Annotated in this window: 24 protein-coding genes, 1 tRNA gene and 1 other RNA gene; 12 read left to right on the forward strand and 14 right to left on the reverse strand. The window is 69.5% G+C overall.

Going from position 1 to position 25,974, the window contains the following annotated elements:
• The first annotated feature begins 34 nt into the window (after nt 1–34).
• Nucleotides 35–1,570: a CYTH and CHAD domain-containing protein gene (locus QRN16_RS07960; RefSeq protein ID WP_222647723.1), complete on the forward strand. Its 1,536-nt coding sequence runs from the start codon at nt 35–37 to the stop codon at nt 1,568–1,570.
• 66 nt (nt 1,571–1,636) lie between these two features.
• On the opposite strand, the gene QRN16_RS07965 is transcribed toward QRN16_RS07960, so the two are convergent.
• The 3 genes from QRN16_RS07965 to rnpB all read right to left on the reverse strand — a co-directional run bounded on the left by QRN16_RS07965 (nt 1,637) and on the right by rnpB (nt 4,148).
• Nucleotides 1,637–3,052 carry an RNB domain-containing ribonuclease gene (locus QRN16_RS07965; protein WP_285185543.1) on the reverse strand — a complete coding sequence of 472 codons (1,416 nt, stop codon included), beginning with the start codon at nt 3,050–3,052 and terminating at the stop codon, nt 1,637–1,639.
• Between the two features lie 16 nt (nt 3,053–3,068).
• Nucleotides 3,069–3,254, reverse strand: coding sequence for a hypothetical protein (locus tag QRN16_RS07970; protein WP_285185545.1), 186 nt, complete (start codon nt 3,252–3,254; stop codon nt 3,069–3,071).
• A 470-nt stretch (nt 3,255–3,724) separates the two neighbouring features.
• An RNA gene (gene rnpB / locus QRN16_RS07975) (RNase P RNA component class A) lies at nt 3,725–4,148 on the reverse strand.
• Between the two features lie 174 nt (nt 4,149–4,322).
• Between rnpB and QRN16_RS07980 the strand changes: the two genes are divergently transcribed.
• Together QRN16_RS07980 and QRN16_RS07985 are read left to right on the forward strand one after the other, a co-directional pair.
• Nucleotides 4,323–4,850 (forward strand): DUF1697 domain-containing protein, encoded by a 528-nt coding sequence (locus QRN16_RS07980; RefSeq protein WP_222638389.1) that lies wholly within the window; start codon nt 4,323–4,325, stop codon nt 4,848–4,850.
• Nucleotides 4,850–6,115, forward strand: a complete 1,266-nt coding sequence (locus tag QRN16_RS07985; protein ID WP_502943993.1) for an SLC13 family permease — start codon at nt 4,850–4,852, stop codon at nt 6,113–6,115. The genes QRN16_RS07980 and QRN16_RS07985 overlap by 1 nt, the downstream gene beginning before the upstream one ends.
• Nucleotides 6,116–6,118: 3 nt before the next feature.
• Here QRN16_RS07985 and QRN16_RS07990 read toward each other — a convergent pair whose 3' ends face one another.
• From QRN16_RS07990 to cobC, 4 genes are read right to left on the reverse strand one after another with little or no spacing between them, the layout of a single operon-like run.
• Entirely contained in the window at nt 6,119–7,231 is a 1,113-nt protein-coding gene (locus QRN16_RS07990; protein ID WP_056445698.1) for a bifunctional RNase H/acid phosphatase, read from the reverse strand.
• Complete coding sequence (locus tag QRN16_RS07995; protein WP_027505779.1) at nt 7,228–7,965, reverse strand: zinc ribbon domain-containing protein; 738 nt, start codon at nt 7,963–7,965, stop codon at nt 7,228–7,230. Before QRN16_RS07995 ends, QRN16_RS07990 begins: the two co-directional genes overlap by 4 nt.
• Nucleotides 7,966–7,978: 13 nt before the next feature.
• Complete coding sequence (locus QRN16_RS08000; protein WP_285185553.1) at nt 7,979–9,139, reverse strand: Nif3-like dinuclear metal center hexameric protein; 1,161 nt, start codon at nt 9,137–9,139, stop codon at nt 7,979–7,981.
• Entirely contained in the window at nt 9,139–10,200 is a 1,062-nt protein-coding gene (gene cobC / locus QRN16_RS08005) for an Rv2231c family histidinol phosphate aminotransferase CobC (RefSeq protein ID WP_285185555.1), read from the reverse strand. The genes QRN16_RS08000 and cobC overlap by 1 nt, the downstream gene beginning before the upstream one ends.
• A 35-nt stretch (nt 10,201–10,235) precedes the next feature.
• Between cobC and QRN16_RS08010 the strand changes: the two genes are divergently transcribed.
• Genes QRN16_RS08010 through QRN16_RS08020 form a run of 3 tightly spaced genes read left to right on the forward strand, consistent with a single transcriptional unit; the run spans nt 10,236 to nt 12,332 of the window.
• Complete coding sequence (locus QRN16_RS08010; protein WP_285185557.1) at nt 10,236–10,925, forward strand: HAD hydrolase-like protein; 690 nt, start codon at nt 10,236–10,238, stop codon at nt 10,923–10,925.
• Nucleotides 10,922–11,380 (forward strand): low molecular weight protein-tyrosine-phosphatase, encoded by a 459-nt coding sequence (locus QRN16_RS08015; protein WP_285185560.1) that lies wholly within the window; start codon nt 10,922–10,924, stop codon nt 11,378–11,380. Before QRN16_RS08010 ends, QRN16_RS08015 begins: the two co-directional genes overlap by 4 nt.
• A gap of 37 nt (nt 11,381–11,417) precedes the next feature.
• Nucleotides 11,418–12,332 carry an SURF1 family cytochrome oxidase biogenesis protein gene (locus tag QRN16_RS08020; RefSeq protein ID WP_027505774.1) on the forward strand — a complete coding sequence of 305 codons (915 nt, stop codon included), beginning with the start codon at nt 11,418–11,420 and terminating at the stop codon, nt 12,330–12,332.
• Here QRN16_RS08020 and QRN16_RS08025 read toward each other — a convergent pair.
• A complete protein-coding gene (locus QRN16_RS08025; RefSeq protein ID WP_285185563.1) occupies nt 12,261–13,235 on the reverse strand; it encodes a cobalamin biosynthesis protein in 975 nt (324 codons plus the stop codon). The genes QRN16_RS08020 and QRN16_RS08025 overlap by 72 nt on opposite strands.
• 70 nt (nt 13,236–13,305) lie before the next feature.
• Here QRN16_RS08025 and QRN16_RS08030 point away from each other — a divergent pair, with 70 nt between their 5' ends.
• Together QRN16_RS08030 and QRN16_RS08035 are read left to right on the forward strand one after the other, a co-directional pair.
• Complete coding sequence (locus tag QRN16_RS08030; protein WP_285185565.1) at nt 13,306–14,001, forward strand: acetoacetate decarboxylase family protein; 696 nt, start codon at nt 13,306–13,308, stop codon at nt 13,999–14,001.
• A 43-nt stretch (nt 14,002–14,044) separates the two neighbouring features.
• The gene (locus tag QRN16_RS08035) at nt 14,045–14,452 is read left to right on the forward strand and encodes a PaaI family thioesterase (RefSeq protein ID WP_056445720.1); all 408 of its coding nucleotides are present in this window, start codon (nt 14,045–14,047) and stop codon (nt 14,450–14,452) included.
• Nucleotides 14,453–14,635: 183 nt separating this feature from the next.
• Here QRN16_RS08035 and QRN16_RS08040 read toward each other — a convergent pair whose 3' ends face one another.
• Nucleotides 14,636–16,015: an amidase gene (locus QRN16_RS08040; protein ID WP_285185567.1), complete on the reverse strand. Its 1,380-nt coding sequence runs from the start codon at nt 16,013–16,015 to the stop codon at nt 14,636–14,638.
• Between the two features lie 189 nt (nt 16,016–16,204).
• Here QRN16_RS08040 and QRN16_RS08045 point away from each other — a divergent pair, with 189 nt between their 5' ends.
• A complete protein-coding gene (locus QRN16_RS08045; protein ID WP_027505769.1) occupies nt 16,205–17,674 on the forward strand; it encodes an MFS transporter in 1,470 nt (489 codons plus the stop codon).
• On the opposite strand, the gene QRN16_RS08050 is transcribed toward QRN16_RS08045, so the two are convergent.
• On the reverse strand, nt 17,668–18,573 hold the full coding sequence (locus QRN16_RS08050; protein WP_285185569.1) for a LysR family transcriptional regulator: 906 nt from the start codon (nt 18,571–18,573) through the stop codon (nt 17,668–17,670). The genes QRN16_RS08045 and QRN16_RS08050 overlap by 7 nt on opposite strands.
• Before the next feature lie 120 nt (nt 18,574–18,693).
• Here QRN16_RS08050 and QRN16_RS08055 point away from each other — a divergent pair, with 120 nt between their 5' ends.
• The gene (locus QRN16_RS08055; protein ID WP_042575241.1) at nt 18,694–20,184 is read left to right on the forward strand and encodes a CoA-acylating methylmalonate-semialdehyde dehydrogenase; all 1,491 of its coding nucleotides are present in this window, start codon (nt 18,694–18,696) and stop codon (nt 20,182–20,184) included.
• 106 nt (nt 20,185–20,290) lie between these two features.
• The gene (locus QRN16_RS08060; protein ID WP_222630469.1) at nt 20,291–21,448 is read left to right on the forward strand and encodes an iron-containing alcohol dehydrogenase; all 1,158 of its coding nucleotides are present in this window, start codon (nt 20,291–20,293) and stop codon (nt 21,446–21,448) included.
• 69 nt (nt 21,449–21,517) lie between these two features.
• On the opposite strand, the gene QRN16_RS21800 is transcribed toward QRN16_RS08060, so the two are convergent.
• The 4 genes from QRN16_RS21800 to QRN16_RS08075 form a co-directional block, all read right to left on the reverse strand.
• Nucleotides 21,518–21,820, reverse strand: a complete 303-nt coding sequence (locus QRN16_RS21800) for a DUF1272 domain-containing protein (protein ID WP_350310203.1) — start codon at nt 21,818–21,820, stop codon at nt 21,518–21,520.
• A gap of 4 nt (nt 21,821–21,824) precedes the next feature.
• Nucleotides 21,825–21,896 (reverse strand) — tRNA-Val (locus tag QRN16_RS08065).
• 31 nt (nt 21,897–21,927) lie between these two features.
• Nucleotides 21,928–22,392, reverse strand: a complete 465-nt coding sequence (locus QRN16_RS08070; protein ID WP_204868236.1) for a peroxiredoxin — start codon at nt 22,390–22,392, stop codon at nt 21,928–21,930.
• A complete protein-coding gene (locus QRN16_RS08075; protein ID WP_027505760.1) occupies nt 22,392–22,814 on the reverse strand; it encodes a DUF3052 domain-containing protein in 423 nt (140 codons plus the stop codon). The genes QRN16_RS08070 and QRN16_RS08075 overlap by 1 nt, the downstream gene beginning before the upstream one ends.
• 370 nt (nt 22,815–23,184) lie before the next feature.
• Here QRN16_RS08075 and aceE point away from each other — a divergent pair, with 370 nt between their 5' ends.
• Nucleotides 23,185–25,971, forward strand: a complete 2,787-nt coding sequence (gene aceE, locus QRN16_RS08080; RefSeq protein ID WP_239533026.1) for a pyruvate dehydrogenase (acetyl-transferring), homodimeric type — start codon at nt 23,185–23,187, stop codon at nt 25,969–25,971.
• Nucleotides 25,972–25,974 lie beyond the last annotated feature (3 nt).

Raw genomic sequence — 25,974 nt, forward strand, 5'->3', positions numbered from 1 at the left:
CGGCCGTTCACCTGCAGGTGGTAAAGATGTCACCATGAGTTCAGGTGGTGCGGATGCGCACACGGAGATCGAGGCCAAGTTCGACGTCGGCATGGACACGCCGGTTCCCGAGCTCACGGGGGCGAAGTCGATCGTGTCCGCGTCCGCGCCGGAGCTGACACACCCGGTCTCCACGTACTTCGACACCCCGGATCTCGACCTGGCGCGTCGACGCATCACGGTGCGTCGACGGACCGGAAGCTCCGACGCGGGATGGCACATCAAGATGCCCGTCTCGTCCGACGAGCGTCTCGAGCTGCGGAGCCCGCTGTCCGCGGGCGGCAACACCGCTCGCGTGCCGGCCGAGGTCGCCGATCGTGTGACGGCGCACGTGCGAGGCAAACCGCTCGTGCCCGTCGCGAGCATCGAGACCCGCCGCATCGTCACCGTCGTGGCCACGAAGCGGCACCAGACCGCCGCGGAGCTGTGCGACGACACCGTCACCGCCCGGAACCTGCTGGACGACACCACTGTTCGCTGGCGTGAATGGGAGGTGGAGCTGATCGACGGTGACCGCCGCACCCTGGAGAAGGTGAGCACCTACCTGCTCTCCCACGGCGCCGACCCCGGTTCCTCACCGTCGAAGCTCGCACGGGCGCTCGGATCCCGCCTGGCGGATCTCCGGACCGGCGATGCCACGCCCGACGGCACCGCCGGGTCCGCGCTGCTCGCCGCCCTGGCCACCGACGTGTCCGCTCTCCTCGCGGCGGATCCGCGCGTGCGGGAGAACGACGACGACGCGGTGCACGCCATGCGCGTTGCAACGCGGCGACTGCGCAGCGTGCTGCGGTCCTACCGCGACCTGCTCGACCGACCGTCCGTCGACGCGGTCCGTGGCGAACTGTCCTGGCTCGCCGACATTCTCGGCACCGCTCGCGACGCAGAGGTGCTGGCGGCCCGCTACGACGCGTCGCTCTCGGCGCTGCCGTCCGACGCTGTGCGCGGTCCCGTGGTCGAGACCCTCGTCGGCACCCAGAGGCGGCTGTACACGCTCGCGCACGAGGAGATCGTGCGGGAGTTGAGCGGCGAGCGCTACTTCGCCCTGCTCGACGCACTCGATGCACTCCTGGCAGCACCCACCGTCGGTCCGTCGGACGGCCGCGCGGACAAGGTCTTCCGGAAGGTGCTTCGCGGCCAGTACCGCACGATCGCCCGAGCCGAGGCTCACGCGGCCGCGCTCACCGGCGACGAGCGTGCCGAGGCTCTGCACGACGTGCGCAAGAACGCCAAGAAGCTGCGCTACGCGGCCGAGGCAGCGGCGGGCGCACTCTCGGACGGAGCAGTACGCACGACGGCCGCCGACGTCGCGAAGGCCGCGAAGAAGGTGCAGTCCGTCCTCGGCGACGTCCAGGACAGTGCGGTGTCGCGCGCCACGATCCTGACCGAGGCCGCCTCCGCGGCCGAGCGAGGCGAGGACACCTTCACCTTCGGTGTCCTGTACGCGAACGAGGGACACGACAGCGCGGACGCACTGGAGCCGCTCCCCCGCGCGTGGACGAAGCTGCGGCGCCGCGCAGCCTCGCTCGGCTGACAACCGGAGCGGCCTATCCGACCACCGACGACCGGCCTCCGGCCTACCCGACGACCGGCCTCCGGCCTACCCGACCGAGAACTCCACTCGCCGGGTCACGACGTCCACGGGCCCCACCCGCACGGTGACGGTCGTGCCCTCGGCCGGGTCTCCCGAACACGGGCCGACGACGGTGTACTCGGGAACGAAGACCTCGGCGGGCCGCTTGTCGGTTCGTCCGCGCAGCACGACGGCCGAGACGGTGTCGCCGACGCGGTCGGCCAGCACCCTGGCCTCGACGAGGTCGATACACGCGCGATCCACCTTCGACGCCAGCGAATCGCTGCGCCGCATCGCGTCGGGGAGCTCTGCGAACTCGGCGAGCACCCAGTCGGGGACAGCGGTTCCGGCGCAGTGGGCGAGACACACCTCGGTGGCGTACCTGTCGACGCGCCGACGTAGCGGCGCGGTGACGTGGGCGTACGGGCCACCGATCCCGGAATGGTCCGGCTCCGCGGGTGTCTCACCGTCGAAGGCGACGTACGCGGCGCCGCGCAACAGCGTGGTCGCCTCGGTCATCACGGCGAGAGTCGTGGGAGCCGCCGGATCCAGGCCGGCGAGAACCTGGCCGGGCGAGGCACCGGTCGGCCACTGCAGGCCCAGTGCCCGCACCACCGCCCGCAATGCCTCGACGTCCGACGCGCCCGGCGGCGGGAGAGTGCGCAGGATGCCGACCCTCGCCTCGAGCATGATCGCGGCGGCGCACATCCCGGTGAGCAGGGACATCTCGGCGTTCCACGCGTCGGCCTCGGTGCGCGGCGCGATCTCGAGGCGCCATCCGCCGCGGTCGGAACCGTCGGCGACGACCTCCTGCTCGGGCAACGCGAGTTCGATGGCTCCGCGCTCGACCGCGAGGGCCCGCCGCGCCCGACCGAGATCCTGCAGCGCCGTCAGCGACGGATGCACGGTGCCGGAGTCGACAGCCGACTGCACCTCGGCGTAGGTGAACCGTTGCCGTGAGCGCACCGTCGCCGGCTCGACGTGCCAGGACGTCGCCGTCCCCGCGGGGTCGGTGTCGATGGTCCACAGCGCGGCCGGCCGTACCCGGTCCGGCAGGAGGGACGACGCGTCCTCGGACATCTGCCGAGGGTGCAGCGGCACGCTGTCGTCCGGGAGGTAGAGCGTCTGTCCACGGCGGCGCACCTCCTCGTCCAGCACGCTTCCCGGCGCGACGACCGCACCGACGTCGGCGATGGCGTAGTACAGGCGGAAACCCGCGTCGGTGCGGTGGACGACGAGAGCCTGGTCCAGATCCATCGACCCGGGCGGGTCGATGGTCACGAACTCCAGGTCGGTCGCGTCGCGCCGCGTCGGACGAGAGTCCGCCACCGGGACCGCGTCGGGCGGGTACCCGGTCGGCAGGTCGAACTCGGCGCGCACAGCCGAGAAGTCGACACCGTCGACCCGAGGCGCAACGGCCCGCCTCGATACCGACGCGGTCACGAGCGCGCCGATGCGGTCACGAAGACCAGGTGTCGTCGGCGTCGTCCGCGGCCTTGTTACGCTCCGCGGCGATCTCGAGGGCGCGCTCGGCGGTGGCCCTGTCGGGGTAGGGGCCCATGCGGTCCATCGCACCGGCCTCCTTGCCCTGCCCGACAGCCTTGTCGCTGATACGGAAGTACCACTGATCGTCGTCGTCACTCATGATCGACAGTGTGCCCCAGATCTGCCCCGACGGAACAGACTTCGCGTTCTGCGGCCCCGCGATTCACGGTCGGCGACGCGCCGACCGCACACACCGCGGGACCAGCGGCCGCGTTACACTTCTCGCATGTCCGGGTACACACGCCGGACCGGAGCCGGACCACGCACCCGATAGGAGTACGACATGTCGACCCTTCTCTTCGATCAACTGTTGCCGCTGATGGGCCATGACGCCGCGACGTACTGGGCCACCCTGCTGGTGGTCGACCCCATCTGATCCACTCTGCTCACGAACGGCTCCGCCCTCATCGAGGACGGGGCCTTTCGTCGTTCAGGAGGACTCGATACGTGGCGGCGGGCCGACGCTTCCCGTAGTTTCCTACCGCCGGCCCGCCGATACTCACTGTAGAGGACATCGAACGTATGTTCTAGTCCGCCCTCCACCGCAGCGGTCCGTGCTGGTCGTGTGCGCGGACGAGTCGGCGTGTAAGCCGGATCCTGTCCCCGGGACGAATCCCGGGTGGCGACCATCCATCTGGGCACACCGTCGCCGGGTACCTCGAGCGATCAACCCGCAGGCTCGGGCGAGCAGCCCTCGGACACCTGCGCAGACGCACCACCGCGAACGGCGGTGCGACCTTCGATCTTGCTCCGGGCGGGGTTTACCGAGCCACCCCGGTCACCCGGGGTGCTGGTGCGCTCTTACCGCACCGTTTCACCCTGACCGACCGATCCGAGGACCGGTCGGCGGTCTCTTCTCTGTGGCACTGTCCCGCGAGTCGCCTCGGGTTGCTGTTGGCAACCGCCCTGCTCTGTGGAGTCCGGACTTTCCTCGGCTCGAAGCTTGACGACGCCGGTCGTCAGTTCTCCGTGCCGCGGCCGCCCGGCCAACTCGTCCGCCCCGTCATGGTAGCCGCTCCGCCACCCCCGTCCCACCCCCGCTCCGACCCGCGCGAGTACGTCCGAACCGTCGCTGGGCGAGCCTCGATCACGACAGTTCGGACGTACTCGCGGGGGGTGGGTGTGCCGAGCGGACGGACGGTCGGACCGGGGATCTAGAGTCACGCGCATGACCTTCGTCGTCCTCCTGCGCGGCATCAACGTCGGCGGCATCCGCATCTCCATGGCGGCCCTGCGGTCGTCGCTGGAGGACGCCGGATACACCGCGGTGCGCACCGTTCTCGCGTCGGGCAACGTGGTGCTCACCGCGACGACGCAGGACCCGGCCGTGGTGCGCTCCGACGTGGAGGGCGTCCTGCGGCAGGCCTTCGGCTACGAGGCGTGGGTGGTGGTCGTGACCGTGGAGCAGCTCGCCGAGATCGTCGCCGCCTTCCCGTGGGAGACCGACGAGGCGGTACGCCACCCTTACGTGATCTTCTCGACGGACGGTGTGTCCACCACCGATCTCGCGGCGATCGGCGAGACGGCCGACCCCGTCGTCGAGAGGTCGACACTCGGGCCGCATCACGTCCTGTTCTGGGAGGTCGTGCGCGGTGACACCCTGTCCAGTGTCGTCGGCAAGGCCAGTGCGCGCGCGTCCTACAAGTCGACGACGACCACGCGAAACCTCCGCACGCTGCGCAAGATCCTCGCGTGATCACCGATTCCACCGCGCGGACCGTCGTGGCCGCGCTGCTGGTGGCTGCCGTCCTGGTCTTCGCCATCGCTCGCCCTCGCGGACTCCCCGAGGCCACCATCGCCGTTCCGGCCGCGGCACTGGCGATCCTGCTCGGAGTCGTGTCGACGAGCGACGCACTCGAGGAGACGGCGGAGCTCGCCCCCACGGTGGCGTTCCTCGCGGCGATCCTGGCTCTCGCTCACCTCGCCGACGCGCACGGTGTGTTCACGTGGATCGCGTCCGTCCTGCACGCCCGGTCGCGATCCTCCCCCACGCGGCTCCTGATGCTCGTGTTCGTCACCGCGTCCCTCACCACGGCAGTGCTCAGTCTCGACGCTACTGTCGTCCTGCTCACCCCGGTCGTCATCGCCGCAGCCCGCCGCGCCGGGATGTCGCCACGGCCGGCGTCGTATGCGGTGGCACACCTGTCGAACTCGGCCTCCACGCTGCTGCCGGTCTCGAATCTGACCAACCTGCTGGTGTTCTCGGCCACCGGTCTGTCGTTCCTGCACTTCACCGCGCTGATGGCAGCGCCGTGGCTCGTCGCGATCGCGCTCGAGTACACCGCGTTCCGTTGGTTGTTCCGTGGCGACCTGCGCGAGGTGGAGAACCCGCCGGACGACCACGGTCCTTCCGTGGCGGCGCCGACACTCGCCCTCGTCGTGATCGGCTGCGCCCTGGTGGGTTTCGCGGTCAGTGGGTCGCTCGGCCTCGAACCGGTGTGGGTGGCGGCGGCGGCCGCGATCGTGCTCGCCGTTCCTGCGCTGCGCCGGTCCGAGACGACTCCCGTCGCGATCGTGCGTGCACTCGATCTGTGGTTCTGCGTGTTCGTCTTCGCGCTCGGAGTGGTGGTCGCGGGACTCGCCGGGGGTCCGGTGGGCGAGGCCGTCACCGAGATCCTGCCGACGTCGTCCACGCTGCTCGCGCTCCTGACCGTCGCCGCGGTGGCCGCGGTCGCCTCCAACGTGCTCAACAACCTGCCCGCGACGCTGCTGCTGCTCGCCGCACTGACGTCGACGACAGGCGCTACACCGGTGGGCGCGCTGCTCGCCATGCTGATCGGCGTCAACCTCGGGCCCAACCTCACCTACGTCGGGTCGCTCGCAATCATGTTGTGGCGCCGCGTGGCCCGCGCGGAGGGCGAGCCGCCGAGCCTGCGGACGTTCACCGTGGTGGGTCTGGTGACCACACCGATCACCGTGGTCGCGGCGACCGTCGCCCTGTGGCTCGCCCTGCAGGTGTAGTGGTCAGGCCCAGAGGAACGACGTGTCGTTCACCAGGCGTACGGAGGCCGCGTCGTCGTCGAACCAGTCGACGATGCTGATGGACGCCAGGTCGAGGTGCATCCGGTAGAGGATCGAGGGGCCGACGTCCAGGCCGAGCTGCAGGAGCGTCTTGATGGGCGTCACGTGCGAGACCACGACGACGGTCTTCCCCGCGTACTCGGTCGCGATGTGCTCGCGGACCCGGCGCACCCGTTCGAGAACGGCGTCGAAGCTCTCGCCGCCGGGCGGCGCGACGGACGTGTCGCCCATCCACCGCCGATGCAGCTCGGGATCGCGCTCGGTGGCCTCGAGGAAGGTGAGGCCCTCCCACTCGCCGAAGTCCGTCTCCGTCAGATCCTCGACGACGGTGACGGGGACGTCGATCGCGCGGGAGACGGCCGACGCGGTGTCGAACGCCCGGCCCAGCGGTGAGCTCAGGACGACGTCGACGCCGCCCAGCAGTGCGACACGCTGCGCCGCAGCCGCCGCCTGCGCTCGCCCGAGCTCGGTGAGCTCCGGGTTGCCTCGGCCGGAGTACCGACGATCCACCGACAGGGCGGTCTGGCCGTGCCGCAGCAGGATCGTGCGGGTCGCGGCACCCGAGACGGACTGCCAGGCAGGCCGTTCCGACACCGGCGTCGGTGCGCTCGCGACCTCGGCCGCACCGGTGAGCAGCGCGTCCTCACCGTCCATCGCCTGGTTGGCCAGCCGGTCGGCGTGCGAGTTCTCGGCGCGCGGGATCCACGCGTACTGCACGTCGTCGAACGTGTCCGCGACAGCGGCTGCTCGCGCGCGCAGCGGAATCATGTCCGGGTGCTTGACCTTCCAGCGGCCGGACATCTGCTCGACCACCAGCTTGGAGTCCATCCGCACCGAGACGCGCGAGGCCCCGAGTTCGCGGGCCGCCTCGAGACCGGCGATCAGTCCGCGGTACTCGGCGACGTTGTTCGTCACCACTCCCAGGTGTTCGCGGCGCTCGGCCAACACCGTGGCTCGCGCCGCGTCCCACACGACGGCGCCGTAGCCGGCGGGCCCGGGGTTGCCTCGCGATCCCCCGTCGGCCTCCACCAGGACGGAGTCGGGATGGGGACTCACAGACCGGACTCGTTGGTGCGCACCAGGATCGCGTTGCACTCCGAGCACCGCACGACCACGTCGGGCGCGGTGCCGGCGATGCGCGCGATCTCGCCGCGATCCAGCTCGATCCGGCACGCACCGCAGCGCCGACCACGCAGCAGGGCGGCACCGATGCCCGACCTCTCACGCTGCTTCTCGTACATCGCGGACACCTCGGCGGGCAGCTGCGCGGCGAGCTCCTCGCGCTGCGCCGACCGAGTGCGCTCGGCGTTCTCGACATCGGCGAGCGCGTCGTCGCGTCGACGGGTGGCGTCGACGATCGTGTCCTCGACCTGTGTCAGATTGGCACCGGCGTGCTCGTAGTCGCTCTGCGACGCCTCGCGCTGCTCCATGACCTCGAGCAACTCGTCCTCGAGGATGCCGCGGCGGCGCTCGAGGCTGCCCAGCTCGTGCTGGAGTTCGCTGAGCTGCTTCGCGGGAGCCGCGCCGGAGGCCAGCGCAGCGCGGTCCTTCTCCTCGCGGCGGCGCACGGCGTCGACCTCGCCCTCGAGCTTGCGAATGTCCCGGTCCAGATCGTCGAGCGAGATCTGCACGCCCACGGCTGCGTCCTTGCGGTCGATCCGCTCGCGTTCGAGTGCATCGAGCTCGACCTGCTCGGGAAGAGTGCGTCGACGGTGTGCGAGCTGGGCCAGTTCGGTGTCCATGGCGGCCAGGTCGAGGAGGGAGAGCTGGATCTTCGGGTCGACGTTCACGCGTGTCACGGTACTAGTCCTGCGGGGGACGGACGCCGATGCTCCACGGATCCGTTCTGATCGTCAGTGTCCGGGTGGTCCAGCCGTCGCGATCACCGAACGCGCTGTCCAGCAGGTCGCGCGCCTGGGCGCACCACGGGAACTCCCCCGCCCAGTGCGCGACGTCGATCAGCGCGGGTCCGCCGGCCCGCAGGTGTTCGTCCGCCACGTGGTGTCGCAGGTCGGAGGTCACGTAGGCATCGACACCCGCTGCCGTGACGGCGCCGAGCATCGAGTCCCCGGATCCACCGCACACGGCCACCCGCCGGATCGTCGCGTCCGGGTCGCCGGCGGCGCGCACTCCCCAGGCAGTGGACGGGAGCCGGCTGCCGACGCGTTCGGCGAAGGCGCGCAACGACATCGGCTCGGCCAGCGTCCCGATCCGGCCCAGCCCGCAGTCGGTCGGCAACCCGGCCGTCTCGACGACGTCGAACGCCACTTCCTCGTAGGGGTGCGCCGAGCGCAGCGCGGTGAGAACGGCCGCGCGTGCAGAGCGCGGAGCGACCATCTCGACGCGCCGTTCCTCGACCGACTCGACGGTGCCGACGGTGCCGATCGCCGGCCGCGCGTCGTCGACGGGACGGAACTGGCCGTCGCCCACGACGCTCCAGCTGCACTCGCGGTAGTCGCCGATCGACCCGCCGCCCGCGTCGAACATGGCCTGCCGCACGGCGGGGGCGTCGGCCACCGGGACGTACACACCCCACTTGTCGAGGCCCCCGTCCGACTTCTCGTCGAGGGGGCGCAGATCGGTGAGGCCCAGCAGTGTCGCCAGCGCGTCGGACACCCCGGGCTGCGCCGAGTCCGCGTTGGTGTGGGCGGTGAACAGAGCGCACCCCGCCGTGATCAGGCGATGGACCAACGCGCCCTTGGGCGTGTGGGCACCGACCGTGTCCACACCGCGCAGCAGCAGTGGGTGGTGCACCACGAGCAGATCGGCACCGGCGGTGATCGCCTCGTCCACGACGGCGGCCGTGGCGTCGACGGCGAACATCACGGTGGTCACGGAGTTCGCGGGATCGCCGCACACCAGACCGACCGAGTCCCAGCTCTCGGCGAGCCGGGGCGGGTACGCCGCGTCGAGCACATCGATGATCTCGGCCAGGGTGGGCGCTGCGGTTCCCGTCGATGCCATCACTCGACCCTAGGTGTGCCCATCTCGCGCACCACGTCACCCCACGCGTCGGCGAGTCGGTCGACGGAGTCCGCGCCCCGCACCGCGATCCGCAGGTGATCCGGGCCGAGGCCGGGAAAGGTGTCGCCTCGGCGGACCGCGACACCGCGGTCCCGCAACGCGGCCCGGATCGCTGCGCCGTTCTCCGCGCGGACGAGCACGAACGACGCCGTCGCCGGTGCCGTCACCTCCACCCCGAGTACGCGGAGCCGTTCGACGAGGTACTGCCGCTCGCGGGCGAGCACGAGCGCGTCGGCGTCCACGGACGCGACGGCGTCGGGTTCGCAGCACGCCTCGATCGCGGCCAGCTGCAGGGTGCCCAGCGGCCAGTGGGGTCGGCCCCGGTTCAGTGTGGCGAGGACGTCCGGCGCTCCCAGCGCGTACCCGCACCGCAGCCCCGCGAGGGCGAACGACTTGGTGAGGCTGCGCAGCACCACCACGTCGGGACGAGACTGCGACGCCAGGGACTCGGGCTCGCCGGGCACGGTGTCGGCGAATGCCTCGTCCACGACGAGCACGCGTCCCTCCGCCCGGAGTGCCAGCACGTCGGCGCGGGGATGGGCGACGGACGTCGGGTTGGTGGGATTGCCCAGCACCACCAGGTCGGCGTCGTGCGGAACGGCGGCGTCGACGAGCCGGTACGGCGCGGGCAGGACGACCCGATGCACCGGGACGTCGGCACTGCGCAGGGCGAACTCCGGCTCGGTGAAGGACGGGTGGACGACCGCGGAGAGGCGCGGGCGCAGCCGGGGCAGCATCGCGAATCCTTCGGCCGCTCCGGCGAGCAACAGCACCTCGTCCGGAGATCGACCGTGGCGCAACGCCACTCGGTCGCGAACCCGCCGGTCCTCGGCCTCGGACGGATACGCCGCGAGCCGGTCGACGGCCTCGATCAGTTTGCGCCGCAACCACTCGGGGGGCCGGGACCCACGAACGTTCACCGCGAAGTCGAGCATGCCCGCCTCGACCTCCACGTCGCCGTGGTGGCGAAGCAGCGGATCGATACGGGCGTCGCCTGTCACTCGGGTGACTGTAGGCGCTCCATATACTGACCCCCATGTCCACCACAGCCGTCGACCTCGTCCTCTTCGACCTCGACGGCACCCTCACCGATTCCGCACCCGGCATCCTCGCCGGTTTCGATCACGCGCTCGCGACGGTGGGGAGCCCGCCGCCCGGCGACGACGTCCGGGCGCACGTCATCGGTCCGCCGATGATCGACACGTTCCGGTCCCTCGGTCTCGACGAGGACAGGGTCGAGCGCGCCCGCGCCGCCTACACGGAGTACTACGACAGCCGCGGCTGGTCCGAGAACCGGGTGTACGAGGGCATCGTCGACGTGCTGGACGCGCTCGTGGCCGCCGGTGTCCCGATGGCGGTCGCGACGTCGAAGAATGAACGATTCGCACGGCGCATTCTCGAACACTTCGGCCTGGCCGACTACTTCCTCTTCATCGCGGGCGCCAGCGACGACGGCAGCCGCCGGTCCAAGGCGGACGTCGTCGCGCGCGCACTCGAGCAGGTGGGGCGCCCGGCTCGGTCCACGGCCGACGGCGGTACCGCGTCGGTGGTGATGGTCGGCGACCGCGACCACGACGTGTTCGGTGCCGGGCACTGGGGCATCCCCGTCGTCCTGGTCCGGTGGGGATATGGATTCGAGTCCGAGCACGACGCGGCCTCGTGGTCCGTAGGATCGGCGGCGGAACTCACCACGTTGCTCTCCTCGCTCACGACGGACGCGGCATGACGGTGCACGTGACCTTCGTCTGCACGGGCAACATCTGTCGGTCGCCGATGGCCGAGAAGATCGTGACGCAGGCCCTCGCGGATGCCGGGATGGACGACCGGGTGCGCGTCACCAGCGCCGGCACGGGCGACTGGCACGTCGGCGACGCCGCCGACCCGCGCGCCGCTGCCGAGCTGGAGTCGCACGGCTACCCGTCGGCCCATCGCGCCCGCACCGTCGATGCCGAGATCCTGGGTGCGGACCTCGTCGTCGCGCTGGATCGAACTCACGAGCGCGACCTCCGTCGCCTCGGCGTCCCCGCGGACCGGCTGGCACTGCTGCGCTCGTTCGACCCGGACGCCGGTTCCGACTCGGTGGCCGATCCGTACTATGGCGACGACGGCGACTTCCGGACGGTGCGCGAGCAGATCGAGGCGGCCGTCCCCGGTCTACTCGAGGCCCTCAAGCAGCACTGACACCCCCGTCGCGACGCGACGACTACGCTGTGTAGTCGTGCGCCGACTGTCGTTCCTTCTCCGTCCCGGGTGGTTGGCACTCGCGGCTGTCGTCATCCTCTTCGCGTACCTCTGCTTCTCCGTTCTCGCGCCCTGGCAACTGGGCAAGAACACCACCACGTCGGCGCGGAACGAGCAGATCAGCCGCTCCTTCGACGCGGAACCGGTCGATGCTGCCGACCTGTTGACCGAGCAGGTCGTCGCCCCCGAGGACGACTGGCGACGGGTCGTGGTCACCGGGACGTACGACGCCGACAGCGATGTGGTGGTCCGCCTGCGCAGCGTCGACGACACCCCGGCCTTCGAGGTCCTCACCCCGTTCGTCACCGACGCCGGGCCCACGATCCTGGTGAACCGCGGCTACGTGCTGCCCACCACGGGTATCGACGTCCCGACCTTCGATCCCCCGCCGGCCGGCACCGTCACGCTGGAGGGCCGCCTGCGCGTCTCGGAACCGTCGGTTCCGGACAAGCCCGCCGTCGCCGGTCCCGGGGTCCCGCAGGTCTACACGATCACGCCCGCCCAGGTCGGTGAGTTGACCGGCACCGATCCGGTCGACGGGTACGTGCAGCTCGCCGACGCGCAGCCCGGCGGTCTCGGTGTTCTCGCGCTGCCGCAGCTCGACGCCGGGCCTTACCTGTCCTACGGGTTGCAGTGGCTGGCGTTCGGCATCATGGCTCCGCTGGGTCTGGCGTACTTCGTGCGCGCCGAGATCAAGGAACGGCGGCGTGGCAACGCCGAGTCGAGTGACGATCTCGAACCGAGCGACGATCTCGAGCCCACCGCCGCTCCCGACGAGTACGACGACGGACTGGACGCGCTGCTGAAGCCGCGGCGAGGCCTACGAAGGAAGTCGGCGCCCGCGGCCGAGTCGACGACGCTGCTGACCGATCGCTACGGCAAGAAGCGCTGACACCGCCGCGGCGCTCGCCTGCACCGCGGCCGACAGGCGCACCGCACGCCGCAGATCGTTCGTCGTGGGGACGCTTCCCCTGCCCAGGACGGGCCGCTGTTCGACACCGTGCGCGTAGGCCGTCTCGCCGCCGAGCCGTACTCCGAGGGCGCCCGCGGCGGTCGACTCGGTCACTCCGGCATTCGGGCTCGGATGGTCGGACGCGCTCGCGCGCCACGCGGCCAGGGCGTCCCGCGGCGTCCCACCCACCGTCGGCGCCGATGCTGCCGTGAGGAGTCCGGTGAGTCGGGCGGGGATCAGGTTGACCACGTCGTCGAGCCGGGCGGCACACCATCCGAACCGTTCGTAGCGCGGCGAGTGGTAGCCGATCATCGCGTCGAGGGTGTTGACGGCGCGGTAGCCGACGGCGCCGGGAGCCCCTGCCACCGCGGCCCAGAAGAGCACGCCCGTCGTCGCGTCCGAGGTGTTCTCGGCCACCGATTCGAGCGCCGCCCGCGCCGCGCCCGCGTCGTCCAGCAGAGCGGGATCACGCCCGCAGAGCGACGGCAGAATCGCCCGCGCGGCCGGAAGATCGTTGGCGTCCAGGGCGTCGGCCAGCGCGAGACCCGTGCGGGCCAGCGTCGTTCCGCCGAGACACGCCCAGACCGCGGCGGCCGTCAGCGCTGCACGCGGAACCGGGTGATCGCGCACGAGTCGATCCGCCGCGGCCGTCGCGCCGATGGCTCCACCGACGAGCAGTGCGGTGTGGACGGTTCCGGCGAGTCGGTCGTCCCGGTACGTCCGCGTCTCGAGGGCGGCGGCGAGAGATCCGAAGGCGGCAACGGGATGACGGCGTCGTGGATCCCCCAGCATCAGGTCGGCGAGGTATCCGGACACGATTCCGACGGCGGGTGCGATGATCATCGTCTGCGATCCTATCCGCCGCGTCACGGTCAGATAGTCGGACGTCCACGTATTCGGCTACCCTGTGCGCATGACGGAGTCGACGCGGACGCAGGACTGGCACACCGGCGCGGACGGCGAGCTGTATCCGCCGGAGCCCTGGTACCTCGGCGGCACCCTGCTGGTGTCGGTCTACCGCGTTCCCGTCCACGAGCTCCCGCAGGACGTGGTGTCCGCCGTGTCCGACGCCGATGCCCGGCTGGTGACGGTCGGCGGGCACGCTGTCGTCTCCGCGGCCTTCGTGCGCTACACCTCGGGCGGCGTCCTGTCCTACGACGAGTTGATGGGCTCGGTACTCGTCCGGCACGGCCTCACCGTCATGGCCACCATCCCGCACATCTGGGTCGACAGTCCGCAGTCCCGCACCGGTGGGCGCGAACTGTGGTCCATACCGAAGCATCTGGGCGAATTCCGCCGCGAGACGAGCGGGCCGCGTGTCACCGCGTCGATGACGTTCGACGGTGCCCCCGTCGCGGCGCTCGACGCGCGGGTCGGGCGCCGACTCACACCGGGCACGCCGCGCATTCCGCTCACCACCGCACAGCACCTCGGCGGTCGCACCGTCGTGTCCCGCAACACGATCTACGCGACCACCCGCGCGCTGTCGACGACGTGGACGTTCGCATCGGACGGTCCGCTGGGTCACCTGCACGGACGCACGCCGACCGTGAGCGTGGCACTCGCCGACGCCTCCATCGTGTTCGGTGGACACGTCGACCGACGCTGAGCTCGTTGGGGTTGACTGTGGGTCCGCCTACACAGGAGACCCCATGACCGACCTACAGAACTTCGCCGACACCGTCTTCACCGCCGCAGCCGGGCTGCAGGTCACCACGGCCACCGGCACCGAGGTACGCGGACACATCGATCTGACGAGCGATCATCACACCCCGTGGGGCGTCGTGCACGGCGGCGTCTACGCCTCGGCCGTCGAATCGGCCGCGAGTATCGGTGCGAGCGTGGCGGTCTCGGACCGCGGACAGTTCGCCGTCGGCGTCCACAACGGAACGGACTTCCTCCGGTCGATGACCGAGGGGCGGGTCGACGTGGTCGCCACCCCGCTGCAACAGGGTCGGGTACAGCAGCTCTGGCAGGTGATCATCACCAGCGCCGACTCAGGTAAGGAGATCGCCCGCGGTCAGGTGCGACTGCAGAACGTGGCGAACCCGAACGCCTGACTAGAAGCTCCAGCCGCGGAACAGGTAGCTGATGCGGATCAGGATGTCGACGAGCCCTGCGGACATGTGTTCCTCCGACGTTCGTGCCTGTCAGCGGGCTCGGGTCGCCCCCCTGTCCCAGAACACTAGGCACCAGCCGGCCCGTCGGGGGTCGCAACACGGAGAACGGGCGACGTTCTCGTGTCAGTCGGCGAGGGAACGCCACGGTGCCGCGCCCTCGATCTCGAAGGCCACCTCGAGCAGCGTTCGCTCGTCGCCCTGCACACCGGAGAACATGACCCCCACCGGCAGTCCGGCGCTCGAGCGCCCCAGCGGCAGCGACATCGCCGGCGCTCCCGCCACGTTGTGCAGCGGAGTGAACGCGGCGTAGGACGTGAGCCTCTCGAGGTACTCGTCGAACGGCACGTGCGGCGACAGATGCCCCAGCCGCGGCGTGGTGTGCCCGAGCACCGGGGACAGCACCAGGTCGACGCTCGCGAACATCGAGGCGTAGTCGGCACCGGCCCTGCGCAGTCGACGCACCACCGACGGCAATCGGTACCGCGTACGACGGAAGCGGTCCGCGAGTCCCACGGTGAGCGTGTCGAAGTCGCGTTCCGTGCGGCCCTCGAGACGCGGCGTCGTCTTCTGCAGAACGTAGGCGAGGAACGACCAGTACTCGACGAAGTCCTCGGGAAAGCGTGGGTCGATCGGCACGGTGGTCATCTCGTCCACCGTGTGACCGAGGCGCTCGAGGAGCGCGGCGGCGGCGTCCAGCGCGGCGAGCGTCTCGACGTCGGTGGGGCCGCCCGCGGGCGACTGCCGGATCACACCGACCCGCAGTCGCCGCGCCGACGGGCCCGTCACGGTGCCGATCGGTCGCAGGCGTCGTGCACTCGCGTGATCGGCCGCGGCCCAGAACGCGGCGGTGTCACGGACACTGCGCGTCAGCACGCCCTCGGAGACGATCGCGACGGGCAGCAGCTTCTCCAGCGCCGGCAGCACGAACCTGCCGCGCGACGGCTTGAGGCCCACGAGCCCCGTGCAGGCCGCTGGGATCCGGATCGAGCCGCCGCCGTCGTTGCCGTGTGCGAGGGGAACCGCCCCCGCCGCCACCAGCGCCGCGGATCCGCCCGAGGACGCGCCCGTCGAGTACTCGGTGTTCCAGGGGTTCCGGGTGGGCGGCCGGGTCGGGAACTCGGTCGACGCGCTGAGACCGAACTCCGGCAGCGTCGTCTTGGCCATGACACCGAACCCCATCGAGAGCATCTCGCGGGCCACGGGACCGTGCCGGTCCGCGGGACGAGCACGGATGATCTCGGAGCCCTGGCCCGTCGGCAGCCCTCGGACGTCGCTGTTGTCCTTGATCAGCGTCGGCACACCCGCGAACGGCCCCGCCTGGTCGCCGACGACGGGAGTCGTCAGTGGTGGCCCCACCAGCGCGTCCAACTCGGCCATCTTCTCGATGCGCGACAGTGCCGCCGACGCCAGTTCCGCGGCGGAGACCTCGCGCCTGCGCACTCGCAGCGCGAGCCCCACCGCGTCGTCGCGCCCCAACGCATCGCCCGTGAACGCATGTGTCATCGAAGATCCCCCTCGCTTCCGTCACCGGCGAAGCGGTGATTGCGTGCGCGTCCCGCGGGGAACGCTGCACCCCGTGCGCCGCGCTCCGTGGTGCACGCAACTCTAGAGAATGCGGCCACGACCGGTCCGAGACTCACGTCTTCACCGAATACGGTCGTCAGTTACTGTCCTGTGCGAAAGGTTTCTCGGGTGTCCACCACTTCCACCTCGGCCGACAACGCGGCCCCCGCGGTCTCCCGACGCGCCTGGCAGTCGTTGATCGTCCTGCTCATGGGCATGTTCATCGCCCTGCTCGACACGACCATCGTCAACGTCGCGCTCCCCACCATCCGCACCAGCCTCGACGCGTCCGAGGCCACCCTGTCCTGGATCATCTCCGGATACGCGCTCGCGTTCGGCCTGGCACTGATCCCGGCGGGTCGGGTGGGCGACCGCATCGGCCACAAGTGGGTGTTCTTCACCGGACTCGCCCTTTTCACGGTGGCCAGCCTCGCGTGTGGACTCGCGCAGAACGATCTGCAGCTGGTCGCGGCGCGCATCGTGCAGGGACTCGCGGGCGGCATCTTCGTCCCCGCCGTCACCGCCTACATCCAGTTGCTGTTCCCGCCGCAGATGCGGGGCAAGGCCTTCGCCATCATGGGCGCCGTCATCGGCGTCTCGTCCGCACTGGGCCCCATCATCGGCGGTCTGATCATCGAGGCCGCCGGCAGCGAGAGCGGATGGCGGTTGGTCTTCTGGGTCAACCTGCCGTTCGGACTCATCGGCTTGATCCTGGCCGCGAAGATCTTGCCGACCCGCTCCGAGATCGACTCCCCCGACGCCCCCGCGCGCGGTATCGACTGGGTTGGTCTCGCACTCGTCACGGCAGGTCTCGTCGCCATCCTGGTCCCCCTCATCGAGGGCCAGGACACCGGATGGCCGACATGGACGTACGTGACACTCGGCGCCGGCATCGTGCTCATCGGGCTGTTCGGCGCGTGGGAGGTGCGCTACTCGCGTGCCGGCCGCACCCCCCTGGTCCCGCCGCGACTGTTCACCCGGCCCGCGTTCACCGGCGGGGTCATTCTCGCCCTCGTCTACTTCGCTGCCTTCACGTCGATCTTCTTCACCATCTCGATCCTGTGGCAGACCGGTCTCGGCAACTCGGCCCTCGCCTCGGGCGTGGTGTCGATCCCGTTCGCGATCGGCAGCATCATCTCGTCGTCGCAGTCCAACAGGCTGGCCGAACGTCTCGGCCGCAATGTCCTGGTGCTCGGCACGGCCCTCGTCACCCTGGGACTCGTGTGGGCCTGGTTGGTCCTGCTGTTCACCGATGCGTCGGCCCTGACCAACTGGAAGCTGCTGCTGCCCCTGTTCATCGCAGGCCTGGGCAACGGCGCCTTCATCGCTCCCAATGCGCAGTTCATCGTCGCGACGGTCGATCGGCCCGACGCGGGCGCCGCCAGCGGTGTCATCTCGACGATGCAGCGGGTCGGCAGCGCGATCGGCATCGCCATCATCGGCAGCGTCCTCTTCGGCTCGCTGAACGTCATGGGCCCCGGTGAGGACGCCGTCGCGACGGCGTTCACCGACAGCGCGGCGCACGCCATGGGAGTCAGCGCCGGATTCGCCGTGCTCGCGTTCGTCCTGGTCTTCGCACTACCGCGACGGGCTCACTGATCGTCCGCATCCGGTGCCTGCAGGTGCACGTCGTCGGCGACGATCGATCGCAGTAGTTCGTCGACGGCCTTCACCCGCGCCAGTCGCGTGAGGTCGCGAGGCATCGCGGTCCAGTAGTCGCGGCGCACGGCGAACTCGTCGGGCAACACACAGACCAGCTGGTCGTCCGGTTCGCCGATGTAGTTGGGCAACGGTGCGATCCCGAGCCCGTGGCGGGCCGCGAGCCAGTGCCCGGTGATGTTGTTGGTCTGGAACTGCGGTCGACCGTCGAGGTGCATGGCGTCGAGGATGCGCAGCGGCACCACGTCCAACAGCGCGTCGACGTACCAGATGAGGACGTGCCGACGCAGGTCGTCGAGGCTCTCCAGTGCGGGCGCGGCGCGGAGGTAGGACGGTGACGCGTACAGCTTGAGCTCGTACGACGCCAGCTTCCGCGATGACATGAATCGCGGTGACGGCCGCTCCAGGCTCACGGCGACGTCGAAGCCGCGGGTGCTCAGCGCGTCGTGCTCCGTGGCGGTGACCAGCTCGACGTCGAGTCGAGGGTGGTCCCGGCGCAGCCGCGTCAGCTGCGGCGTGAGCACGAAGGCACCGAAACCGTCCGGGGCGGCGATCCGCACGGAGCCGGTCAGCGATCCCACGGACGTCGTCTGGTCCTCGAACGCCGCGATCAGCGTCGACTCCACCGTCTCCGCGTAGCCCACGAGGCGCCGCCCCGCCTCCGTCAGCCGCCAGCCCGACGGCGTGCGATCGAAGAGTCGATGGCCCGCCGCCTTCTCCAGACTGGTGATGCGGCGGCCCACCGTCGTGTGGTCGACACCCAGCACTCGCGAGGCGTCGTTGAGGCGCCCGTGGCGCGAGACCTCCAGGAAGAAGCGGAGGTGATCGGCGGAGAACATGCCGTGAGCGTACCCACCACGTGCAGATCTGCACGCGAGAGTGCGCCTTTGGCCTTTGACAGACGCAATTCTGCTAGGGAGACTCAGGTCACAGGCCAGCACTCGACCGAAGGAATCTCCGTGAACACGATCACGCACTGGGTGGACGGCAAGCCGTTCGCCGGCACCTCCGACAAGACCTCCCCCGTCACCAACCCGGCCACCGGTCAGGTCACCGGCGAGCTCGCTCTCGCCACCGTCGAGGATGCCCGCGTCGTCATCGACTCGGCCACCGCCGCCTTCCCCGCCTGGCGCGACACCTCGCTGTCCAAGCGCACCGCGATCCTCTTCAACTTCCGCGAGCTGCTCAACGCGAAGAAGGGCGAACTCGCCGAGATCATCACCGCCGAGCACGGCAAGGTCCTCTCCGACGCGCTCGGCGAGATCAGCCGCGGCCAGGAAGTCGTCGAATTCGCCTGCGGTATACCGCATCTGCTCAAGGGCGGCTTCACCGAGAACGCCTCCACCGGAGTCGACGTCTTCTCCCTGCGCCAGCCGCTCGGACCCGTCGGCATCATCAGCCCGTTCAACTTCCCGGCCATGGTGCCGATGTGGTTCTTCCCCATCGCCATCGCCGCCGGCAACACCGTCGTGCTCAAGCCGTCCGAGAAGGACCCGACGGCGAGCATCTGGATCGCCGAGCTGTGGAAGGAAGCGGGCCTGCCCGACGGCGTCTTCAACGTTCTCCAGGGTGACAAGACGGCCGTCGACGAGCTGCTCGAGAACCGCAACATCAAGTCCATCAGCTTCGTCGGCTCCACCCCCATCGCGCAGTACGTCTACGCCACGGGCACCTCGCACGGCAAGCGCGTCCAGGCCCTCGGCGGCGCCAAGAACCACGCCATCGTGCTCCCCGATGCCGACCTCGACCTCGCTGCCGACGCCATGGTCAACGCCGGCTTCGGCTCCGCCGGTGAGCGCTGCATGGCCATCTCCGCCCTCGTCGCGGTCGGCGACATCGCTGACGAGCTGGTCGCCAAGATCGCCGAGCGCACCACCCCGCTCAAGACCGGCGACGGCACCCGCGGCGCAGACATGGGCCCGCTGGTGACCAAGGCGCACCGCGACAAGGTCGCCTCCTACGTCGACGCGGGCGAGGAGTCCGGCGCCACCATCGTCGTCGACGGCCGCACCGTGAAGGCCGACGGCGGAGACGAGGGCTTCTGGCTCGGACCCACCCTCATCGACCACGTCACCCCCGAGATGAGCATCTACACCGACGAGATCTTCGGACCGGTGCTCTCCGTCGTCCGCGTCGACACGTACGACGAGGCGCTGCAGCTGATCAACGACAACCCCTACGGCAACGGCACCGCCATCTTCACCAACGACGGTGGCGCCGCTCGACGCTTTCAGAACGAGGTCGAGGTCGGCATGATCGGCATCAACGTGCCGATCCCGGTTCCCATGGCCTACTACAGCTTCGGTGGCTGGAAGAACAGCCTCTTCGGCGACACCCACGCCCACGGCACCGAGGGCGTGCACTTCTTCACCCGCGCCAAGGCCGTCACCTCCCGCTGGCTCGACCCGAGCCACGGCGGCATCAACCTCGGATTCCCCGAGAACGACTAGTCAGGTCCACGCCGCGCCGCATCGTCTCTCCGCAGTTCGGGAGGCGGTGCGGCATCGGCATTTCCGCATCACGCACCGCCCGACCACGAGAAGGAGCACGACGACGATGTCGACATCCATTTCCTTTCCCCGCTTCCTGCGTATGGGACCCGGCGCCGTCGAGGACCTCGGCCAGGTACTCGACGACCTCGGAGTCGAGCGCCCCCTCCTCGTGACCGACAAGTTCATGGTCAGCACGGGTGCAGCGGACCGCGTCATGGGCATCATCGCGGCCGCCGGCAAGACCGGCGCGCTGTTCGCCGAGACGGTTCCCGACCCCACCACCGACTCCCTCACCGCCGGGGTCGCCGCCGTCGCAGCGCACGACGCGGACGCCGTCATCGGCTTCGGCGGCGGGAGCCCCATGGACACCGCGAAGGCACTGTCGGTGCTGAGCAAGGGCGGCGGCGTCATGCGCGACTACAAGGCACCCGGCCCGTACACCGGACCGGCGCTGCCCATCATCGCCATCCCGACCACGGCCGGAAGCGGTTCGGAAGCAACGCAGTTCACCGTCATCACCGACAGCGAGTCGGACGAGAAGATGCTGTGCCCCGGCCTGTCCTTCCTCCCCATCGCCTCCGTCGTCGACCCCGAACTCACGATGTCCATGCCGCCACGCCTCACCGCGGACACCGGTGTCGACGCGTTGACCCACGCCATCGAGGCGTACGTCAGCAAGAAGGCGAACCCGATCTCCGATGCGTTGGCCCTCAACGCCATGCGCACCATCGGACGGTTCCTCGTACGCGCGTACACCGACGGGGACGACGCCGAGGCGCGCGCCGCGATGATGGCCGCGTCCACCCAGGCCGGGATGGCGTTCTCCAACGCCAGCGTGTGTCTGGTGCACGGCATGAGCCGACCCATCGGTGGCCACTTCCATGTCGCACACGGCTTGTCGAACGCGATGCTGCTGCCCGCCGTCACCGCGTTCTCCATCCCCGGCGCCCCGGAGCGGTACGCGGAGTGCGCGCGGCAACTCGGCGCCGCACATGAGGGTGACGGCGACGACGTGGCCTCGGCAGCACTGGTCACCTACATCGAGAACCTCTGCGCGACGGTCGAAGTGCCATCCCCGAGCGCGCACGGTCTCGATGCGGACAAGTGGGAGAAGCTCGTCCCGTTGATGGCGGAGCAGGCACTTGCCTCGGGCTCGCCGAACAACAACCCGGTCGTCCCCACCGCGCAGCAGATCGAGGAGTTGTACCGGCAGGTGTTCTGACGCCACCCGGTTGCTTGTTCCGCCGGGTTGCTTGGTCCGCCGCGCGCTGCGCCCGGCGGTCAGCCCCGTTCACCGCTCAGCCGGCGGCACACCCTTCACCCGGTCCACGAACTCGTCCAACTCGGCCTCGCTGTACGGCGTGTGCACTCGCACCGTAGAACCGGGACGCAGGGCTACCGACAAGCCGGGGCGCCATTCGCGGGCAGGGCGTATGGGGCGAGGGGTGAAGCCGCCACCGCAGTTGGGGCAGACGTTCGACAGTCGGTCGACGCAGGCGGTGCAGAAAGTGCACTCGTAGGTGCAGACATGGGCGTCGACGGACGACCGGGGCAGATCCACGTCGCACCGTTCGCAGTTGGGCCGCATGTCCATGATGTGGGCGCAGAGGGGTTCGAACCCCCGACCGCTGGTGTGTAAAACCAGAGCTCTACCGCTGAGCTATACGCCCCGTCGTTCCCCGACCGAGCCGGGGAACGCGCTCAAGAATCTAGCGTGGCGAGGGCTTTCTCCCAAGCCCCCTGGTCACGGGCCTCGCCCGGACCCATCATCTCGGCGAACCGCACCACTCCGGACGTGTCGATGAGGAAGGTGCCGCGGTTGGCGAACCCGAGGTCCTCGTTGAACACGCCGTACTGCTGCGCCACGGCGCCGTGCGGCCAGAAGTCCGACAGGAGCGGGAACGTGTATCCCTGCTCGGCGGACCAGATCTTGTGCGTGGGAGGCGGACCGACCGAGACGGCGAGCACTGCGGTGTCGTCGTTCTCGAACTTCGGCAGCTCGTCGCGCACCCGGCAGAGTTCACCCTGGCACGTGCCGGTGAACGCGAGCGGGAAGAAGATCAGCAGCACGTTCTTGGTGCCGCGATAGTCCGACAGCGTGACGGGCTGGTTGTTCTGGTCCTTCAACGTGAAGTCGGGAGCCTCGACTCCCACCTCGAGCGTCATCAGCGCTTCGTGGGCTGAGCCTTGGGCTGCACCAGCCGACTGCCGATCCACGCACCGAGGTTCGTGGTGGAGGTCTGGGTGAGGCCCGCGGTGGGTGCGGACTCGGCGATCTCGCTGGGCTCGACATGGCCGGACTGGCCTGTCTTGGGAGTGAGGACCCACACGAAACCGTCGTCGGAGAGGGGGGTGATGGCGTCCATGAGGGCGTCGACCAGGTCTCCGTCCCCGTCGCGCCACCACAGCAGCACGACGTCGACCACCTCGTCGGAATCCTCGTCGACGGTCTCGCCGCCGATCATCTCCTCGACGTCGGCCCGCAAGTCGTCGTCGGTGTCCTCGTCCCAACCCAACTCTTGCACGACCATGTCGCGGGTGACTCCGAGCTTCTGGGCATAGTTCTGGGCGTCCGCCGCGGCGACCACGGTCGTGTCCTCCTTCGAGTCGTGAACCCGATCGAGACCGACCGGGCGATACAGCAAAGTGTGCAGTAGTCAAAGCGAACAGGGTCGGGCGCCCCGGCGCAAGCCGACGCGGCGATCTGCGCGTTTTTCCGTTGCATTGATTTCACGCTTACCCAATCGGGAACCACCTGCACCAAGCGGGGTCCGATGGGGCAGGATTGACCTCGATCACCCGAGATTGACCCAGATCACCGTGAAGCTGCACAGCGGGCCGGCGTCACAGGACCGGCTCGCACTGGACCGGGAGCACACCATGCTCCCGCCACATCGAGGAGAACACACGTTGTCGGAATCGACGAAGGAAGAGCGCACCGACGCGGCAGACGCCGCGATGGGCGCTGTCGCCAGGAAGGCGAGCACGGACGGCCGTGTTCGCGTCATCCGAGAGGGGGTGGCGTCGTACCTTCCGGACATCGACAGTGACGAGACCGACGAGTGGATGGAATCCTTCGACCAGCTCCTCGAGCGCTCCGGGCCGCAGCGCGCCCGCTACCTGATGCTGCGCATGCTCGAGCGTGCCGGCGAGAAGCGTGTGTCCATTCCCGCGCTGACGTCGACCGACTACGTCAACACCATCCCCACCGAGAACGAGCCGTGGTTCCCCGGCGACGAGTCCATGGAACGCCGCTACCGCGCCTGGATCCGCTGGAACGCCGCGATCATGGTGCACCGAGCGCAGCGCCCCGGCGTCGGCGTCGGTGGCCACATCTCCACGTACGCCTCGTCCGCTGCTCTGTACGAGGTGGGCTTCAATCACTTCTTCCGCGGCAAGGACCACCCGGGCGGCGGTGACCACATCTTCATCCAGGGCCACGCTTCCCCCGGCATCTACGCCCGCGCGTTCCTCGAGGGTCGCATTCCGGCCGAGCGTATGGACGGCTTCCGCCAGGAGTACAGCCACGCGGATCAGGGCGGCGGCCTGCCGTCGTACCCGCACCCGCGTCTGATGCAGGACTTCTGGGAGTTCCCGACGGTGTCGATGGGCCTCGGCCCGATGAACGCCATCTACCAGGCGCGCTTCAACCACTACCTCGCCGACCGCGGCATCAAGGACACCACCGATCAGCACGTGTGGGCGTTCCTCGGCGACGGCGAGATGGACGAGCCGGAGTCGCGAGGCCTCGCTCACGTGGCTGCCACCGAGGGTCTGGACAACCTGACCTTCGTCGTCAACTGCAACCTGCAGCGCCTCGACGGCCCGGTGCGCGGCAACGGCAAGATCATCCAGGAACTGGAGTCGTTCTTCCGCGGCGCCGGCTGGAACGTCATCAAGGTCGTGTGGGGCCGCGAGTGGGACACGCTCCTGCACAAGGACCGCGACGGCGCGCTGGTGAACCTGATGAACACCACGCCCGACGGCGACTTCCAGACGTACAAGGCCAACGACGGCAGTTACGTCCGCGACAACTTCTTCGGTCGCGATCCGCGGACCAAGGAACTGGTCAAGGATCTGAGCGACGCCGAGATCTGGAACCTCAAGCGCGGTGGCCACGACTACCGCAAGGTCCACGCCGCGTACGCCGCCGCGATGGAGCACAAGGGCCAGCCGACGGTGATCCTGGCGCACACCATCAAGGGCTACACGCTGGGCAAGCACTTCGAGGGCCGCAACGCGACCCACCAGATGAAGAAGCTGACGCTGGACGACCTCAAGGCGTTCCGCGACATCCAGCACATCCCGATCTCCGACGAGGAGCTCGAGAAGGATCCGTACCTGCCCCCGTACTACCACCCGGGCGAGGACTCCCCCGAGATCCAGTACATGCTCGATCGCCGCAAGGCCCTGGGCGGATACGTCCCGGAGCGTCGCACGTCGGCGAAGCCGCTGCCCATGCCGCCCGACTCGACCTACAAGTCGATCATGAAGGGTTCCGGCAAGCAGGAGGTCGCGACGACCATGGCGCTCGTCCGCGTCATGAAGGAACTTCTTCGCGACAAGGAGATCGGCCATCGCGTCGTGCCGATCATCCCCGACGAGGCCCGCACCTTCGGTATGGACTCGTGGTTCCCGTCGCTCAAGATCTACAACCGCAACGGCCAGCTCTACACCTCGGTCGACTCGGAACTGATGCTCGCCTACAAGGAGAACGTCACCGGCCAGATCCTGCACGAGGGCATCAACGAGGCCGGCTCGACGTCGTCCTTCACGGCCGTCGGCACGTCGTACGCCACTCACGGCGAACCGATGATCCCGCTGTACATCTTCTACTCGATGTTCGGTTTCCAGCGGACCGGCGACGGCCTCTGGGCCGCTGCCGACCAGATGGCCCGCGGCTTCGTGCTCGGCGCCACCGCCGGCCGCACCACCCTCACCGGTGAGGGCCTGCAGCATGCCGACGGACACTCGCTGTTGCTCGCGGCGACCAACCCGGCGGCCGTCGCGTACGACCCGGCGTTCTCGTTCGAGATCGCGCACATCATCAAGGACGGTCTGCGCCGGATGTACGGCGGCACCGAGGGTGTGGAGGGATTCGGTGGAGAGAACATCTTCTACTACATCACTCTGTACAACGAGCCGTACCGCCAGCCGGCGGAGCCGGAGAACCTCGACGTCGAGGGTCTGCTGAAGGGCATCTACCTGTTCCAGAAGGGCAAGGCCGACGGCCCGAAGGCGCAGATCCTGGTCTCCGGTGTGGGCATGCCGTCCGGGCTGCGTGCGCAGGAACTCCTCGCCGAGGACTACGGCGTGTCCGCGGACGTCTGGTCGGTGACCAGCTGGGGCGAACTCCGCCGCGACGGTGTCGACGCCGAGACCGAGGCCCTGCGCAACCCCGGCGACGAGCCGCGCGTCCCGTACGTCACCAGCAAGCTGCAGGAGGCGGAGGGACCCTTCGTCGCCGCGTCGGACTGGATGCGTGCTGTTCCGGATCAGATCCGTCAGTGGGTTCCCGGCCACTACACGACGCTGGGCACCGACGGGTTCGGCTTCTCCGACACCCGCACCGCGGCACGGCGGCACTTCAACGTCGACGCCGAGTCGATCGTCGTCGCCGTGCTGTCCGCGCTCGCCCGCTCCGGTGAGGTGGACAAGGACAAGGCCGTCGAGGCAGCCGAGCGCTACCAGATCGACGACGTCCTGGCCGCTCCGATCTCCACGGCCGATCCGGGCGTCGCCTGACAG

It is taken from the genome of Rhodococcus sp. MEB041, from assembly GCF_030208955.1.
Classification (GTDB): Bacteria; Actinomycetota; Actinomycetes; order Mycobacteriales; family Mycobacteriaceae; genus Rhodococcoides.

Coding starts and splice junctions, on each gene's coding strand:
- QRN16_RS07960 (WP_222647723.1), top strand. CDS start 35: ATGAGTTCAGGTGGTGCGGATGCGCACACGGAGATCGAGGCCAAGTTC.
- QRN16_RS07970 (WP_285185545.1), bottom strand. CDS start 3,254: ATGAGTGACGACGACGATCAGTGGTACTTCCGTATCAGCGACAAGGCT.
- QRN16_RS07980 (WP_222638389.1), top strand. CDS start 4,323: ATGACCTTCGTCGTCCTCCTGCGCGGCATCAACGTCGGCGGCATCCGC.
- QRN16_RS08000 (WP_285185553.1), bottom strand. CDS start 9,139: ATGGCATCGACGGGAACCGCAGCGCCCACCCTGGCCGAGATCATCGAT.
- QRN16_RS08010 (WP_285185557.1), top strand. CDS start 10,236: ATGTCCACCACAGCCGTCGACCTCGTCCTCTTCGACCTCGACGGCACC.
- QRN16_RS08015 (WP_285185560.1), top strand. CDS start 10,922: ATGACGGTGCACGTGACCTTCGTCTGCACGGGCAACATCTGTCGGTCG.
- QRN16_RS08025 (WP_285185563.1), bottom strand. CDS start 13,235: ATGATCATCGCACCCGCCGTCGGAATCGTGTCCGGATACCTCGCCGAC.
- QRN16_RS08030 (WP_285185565.1), top strand. CDS start 13,306: ATGACGGAGTCGACGCGGACGCAGGACTGGCACACCGGCGCGGACGGC.
- QRN16_RS08035 (WP_056445720.1), top strand. CDS start 14,045: ATGACCGACCTACAGAACTTCGCCGACACCGTCTTCACCGCCGCAGCC.
- QRN16_RS08040 (WP_285185567.1), bottom strand. CDS start 16,015: ATGACACATGCGTTCACGGGCGATGCGTTGGGGCGCGACGACGCGGTG.
- QRN16_RS08050 (WP_285185569.1), bottom strand. CDS start 18,573: ATGTTCTCCGCCGATCACCTCCGCTTCTTCCTGGAGGTCTCGCGCCAC.
- QRN16_RS08060 (WP_222630469.1), top strand. CDS start 20,291: ATGTCGACATCCATTTCCTTTCCCCGCTTCCTGCGTATGGGACCCGGC.
- QRN16_RS21800 (WP_350310203.1), bottom strand. CDS start 21,820: ATGGACATGCGGCCCAACTGCGAACGGTGCGACGTGGATCTGCCCCGG.
- QRN16_RS08070 (WP_204868236.1), bottom strand. CDS start 22,392: ATGACGCTCGAGGTGGGAGTCGAGGCTCCCGACTTCACGTTGAAGGAC.
- aceE (WP_239533026.1), top strand. CDS start 23,185: ATGGGCGCTGTCGCCAGGAAGGCGAGCACGGACGGCCGTGTTCGCGTC.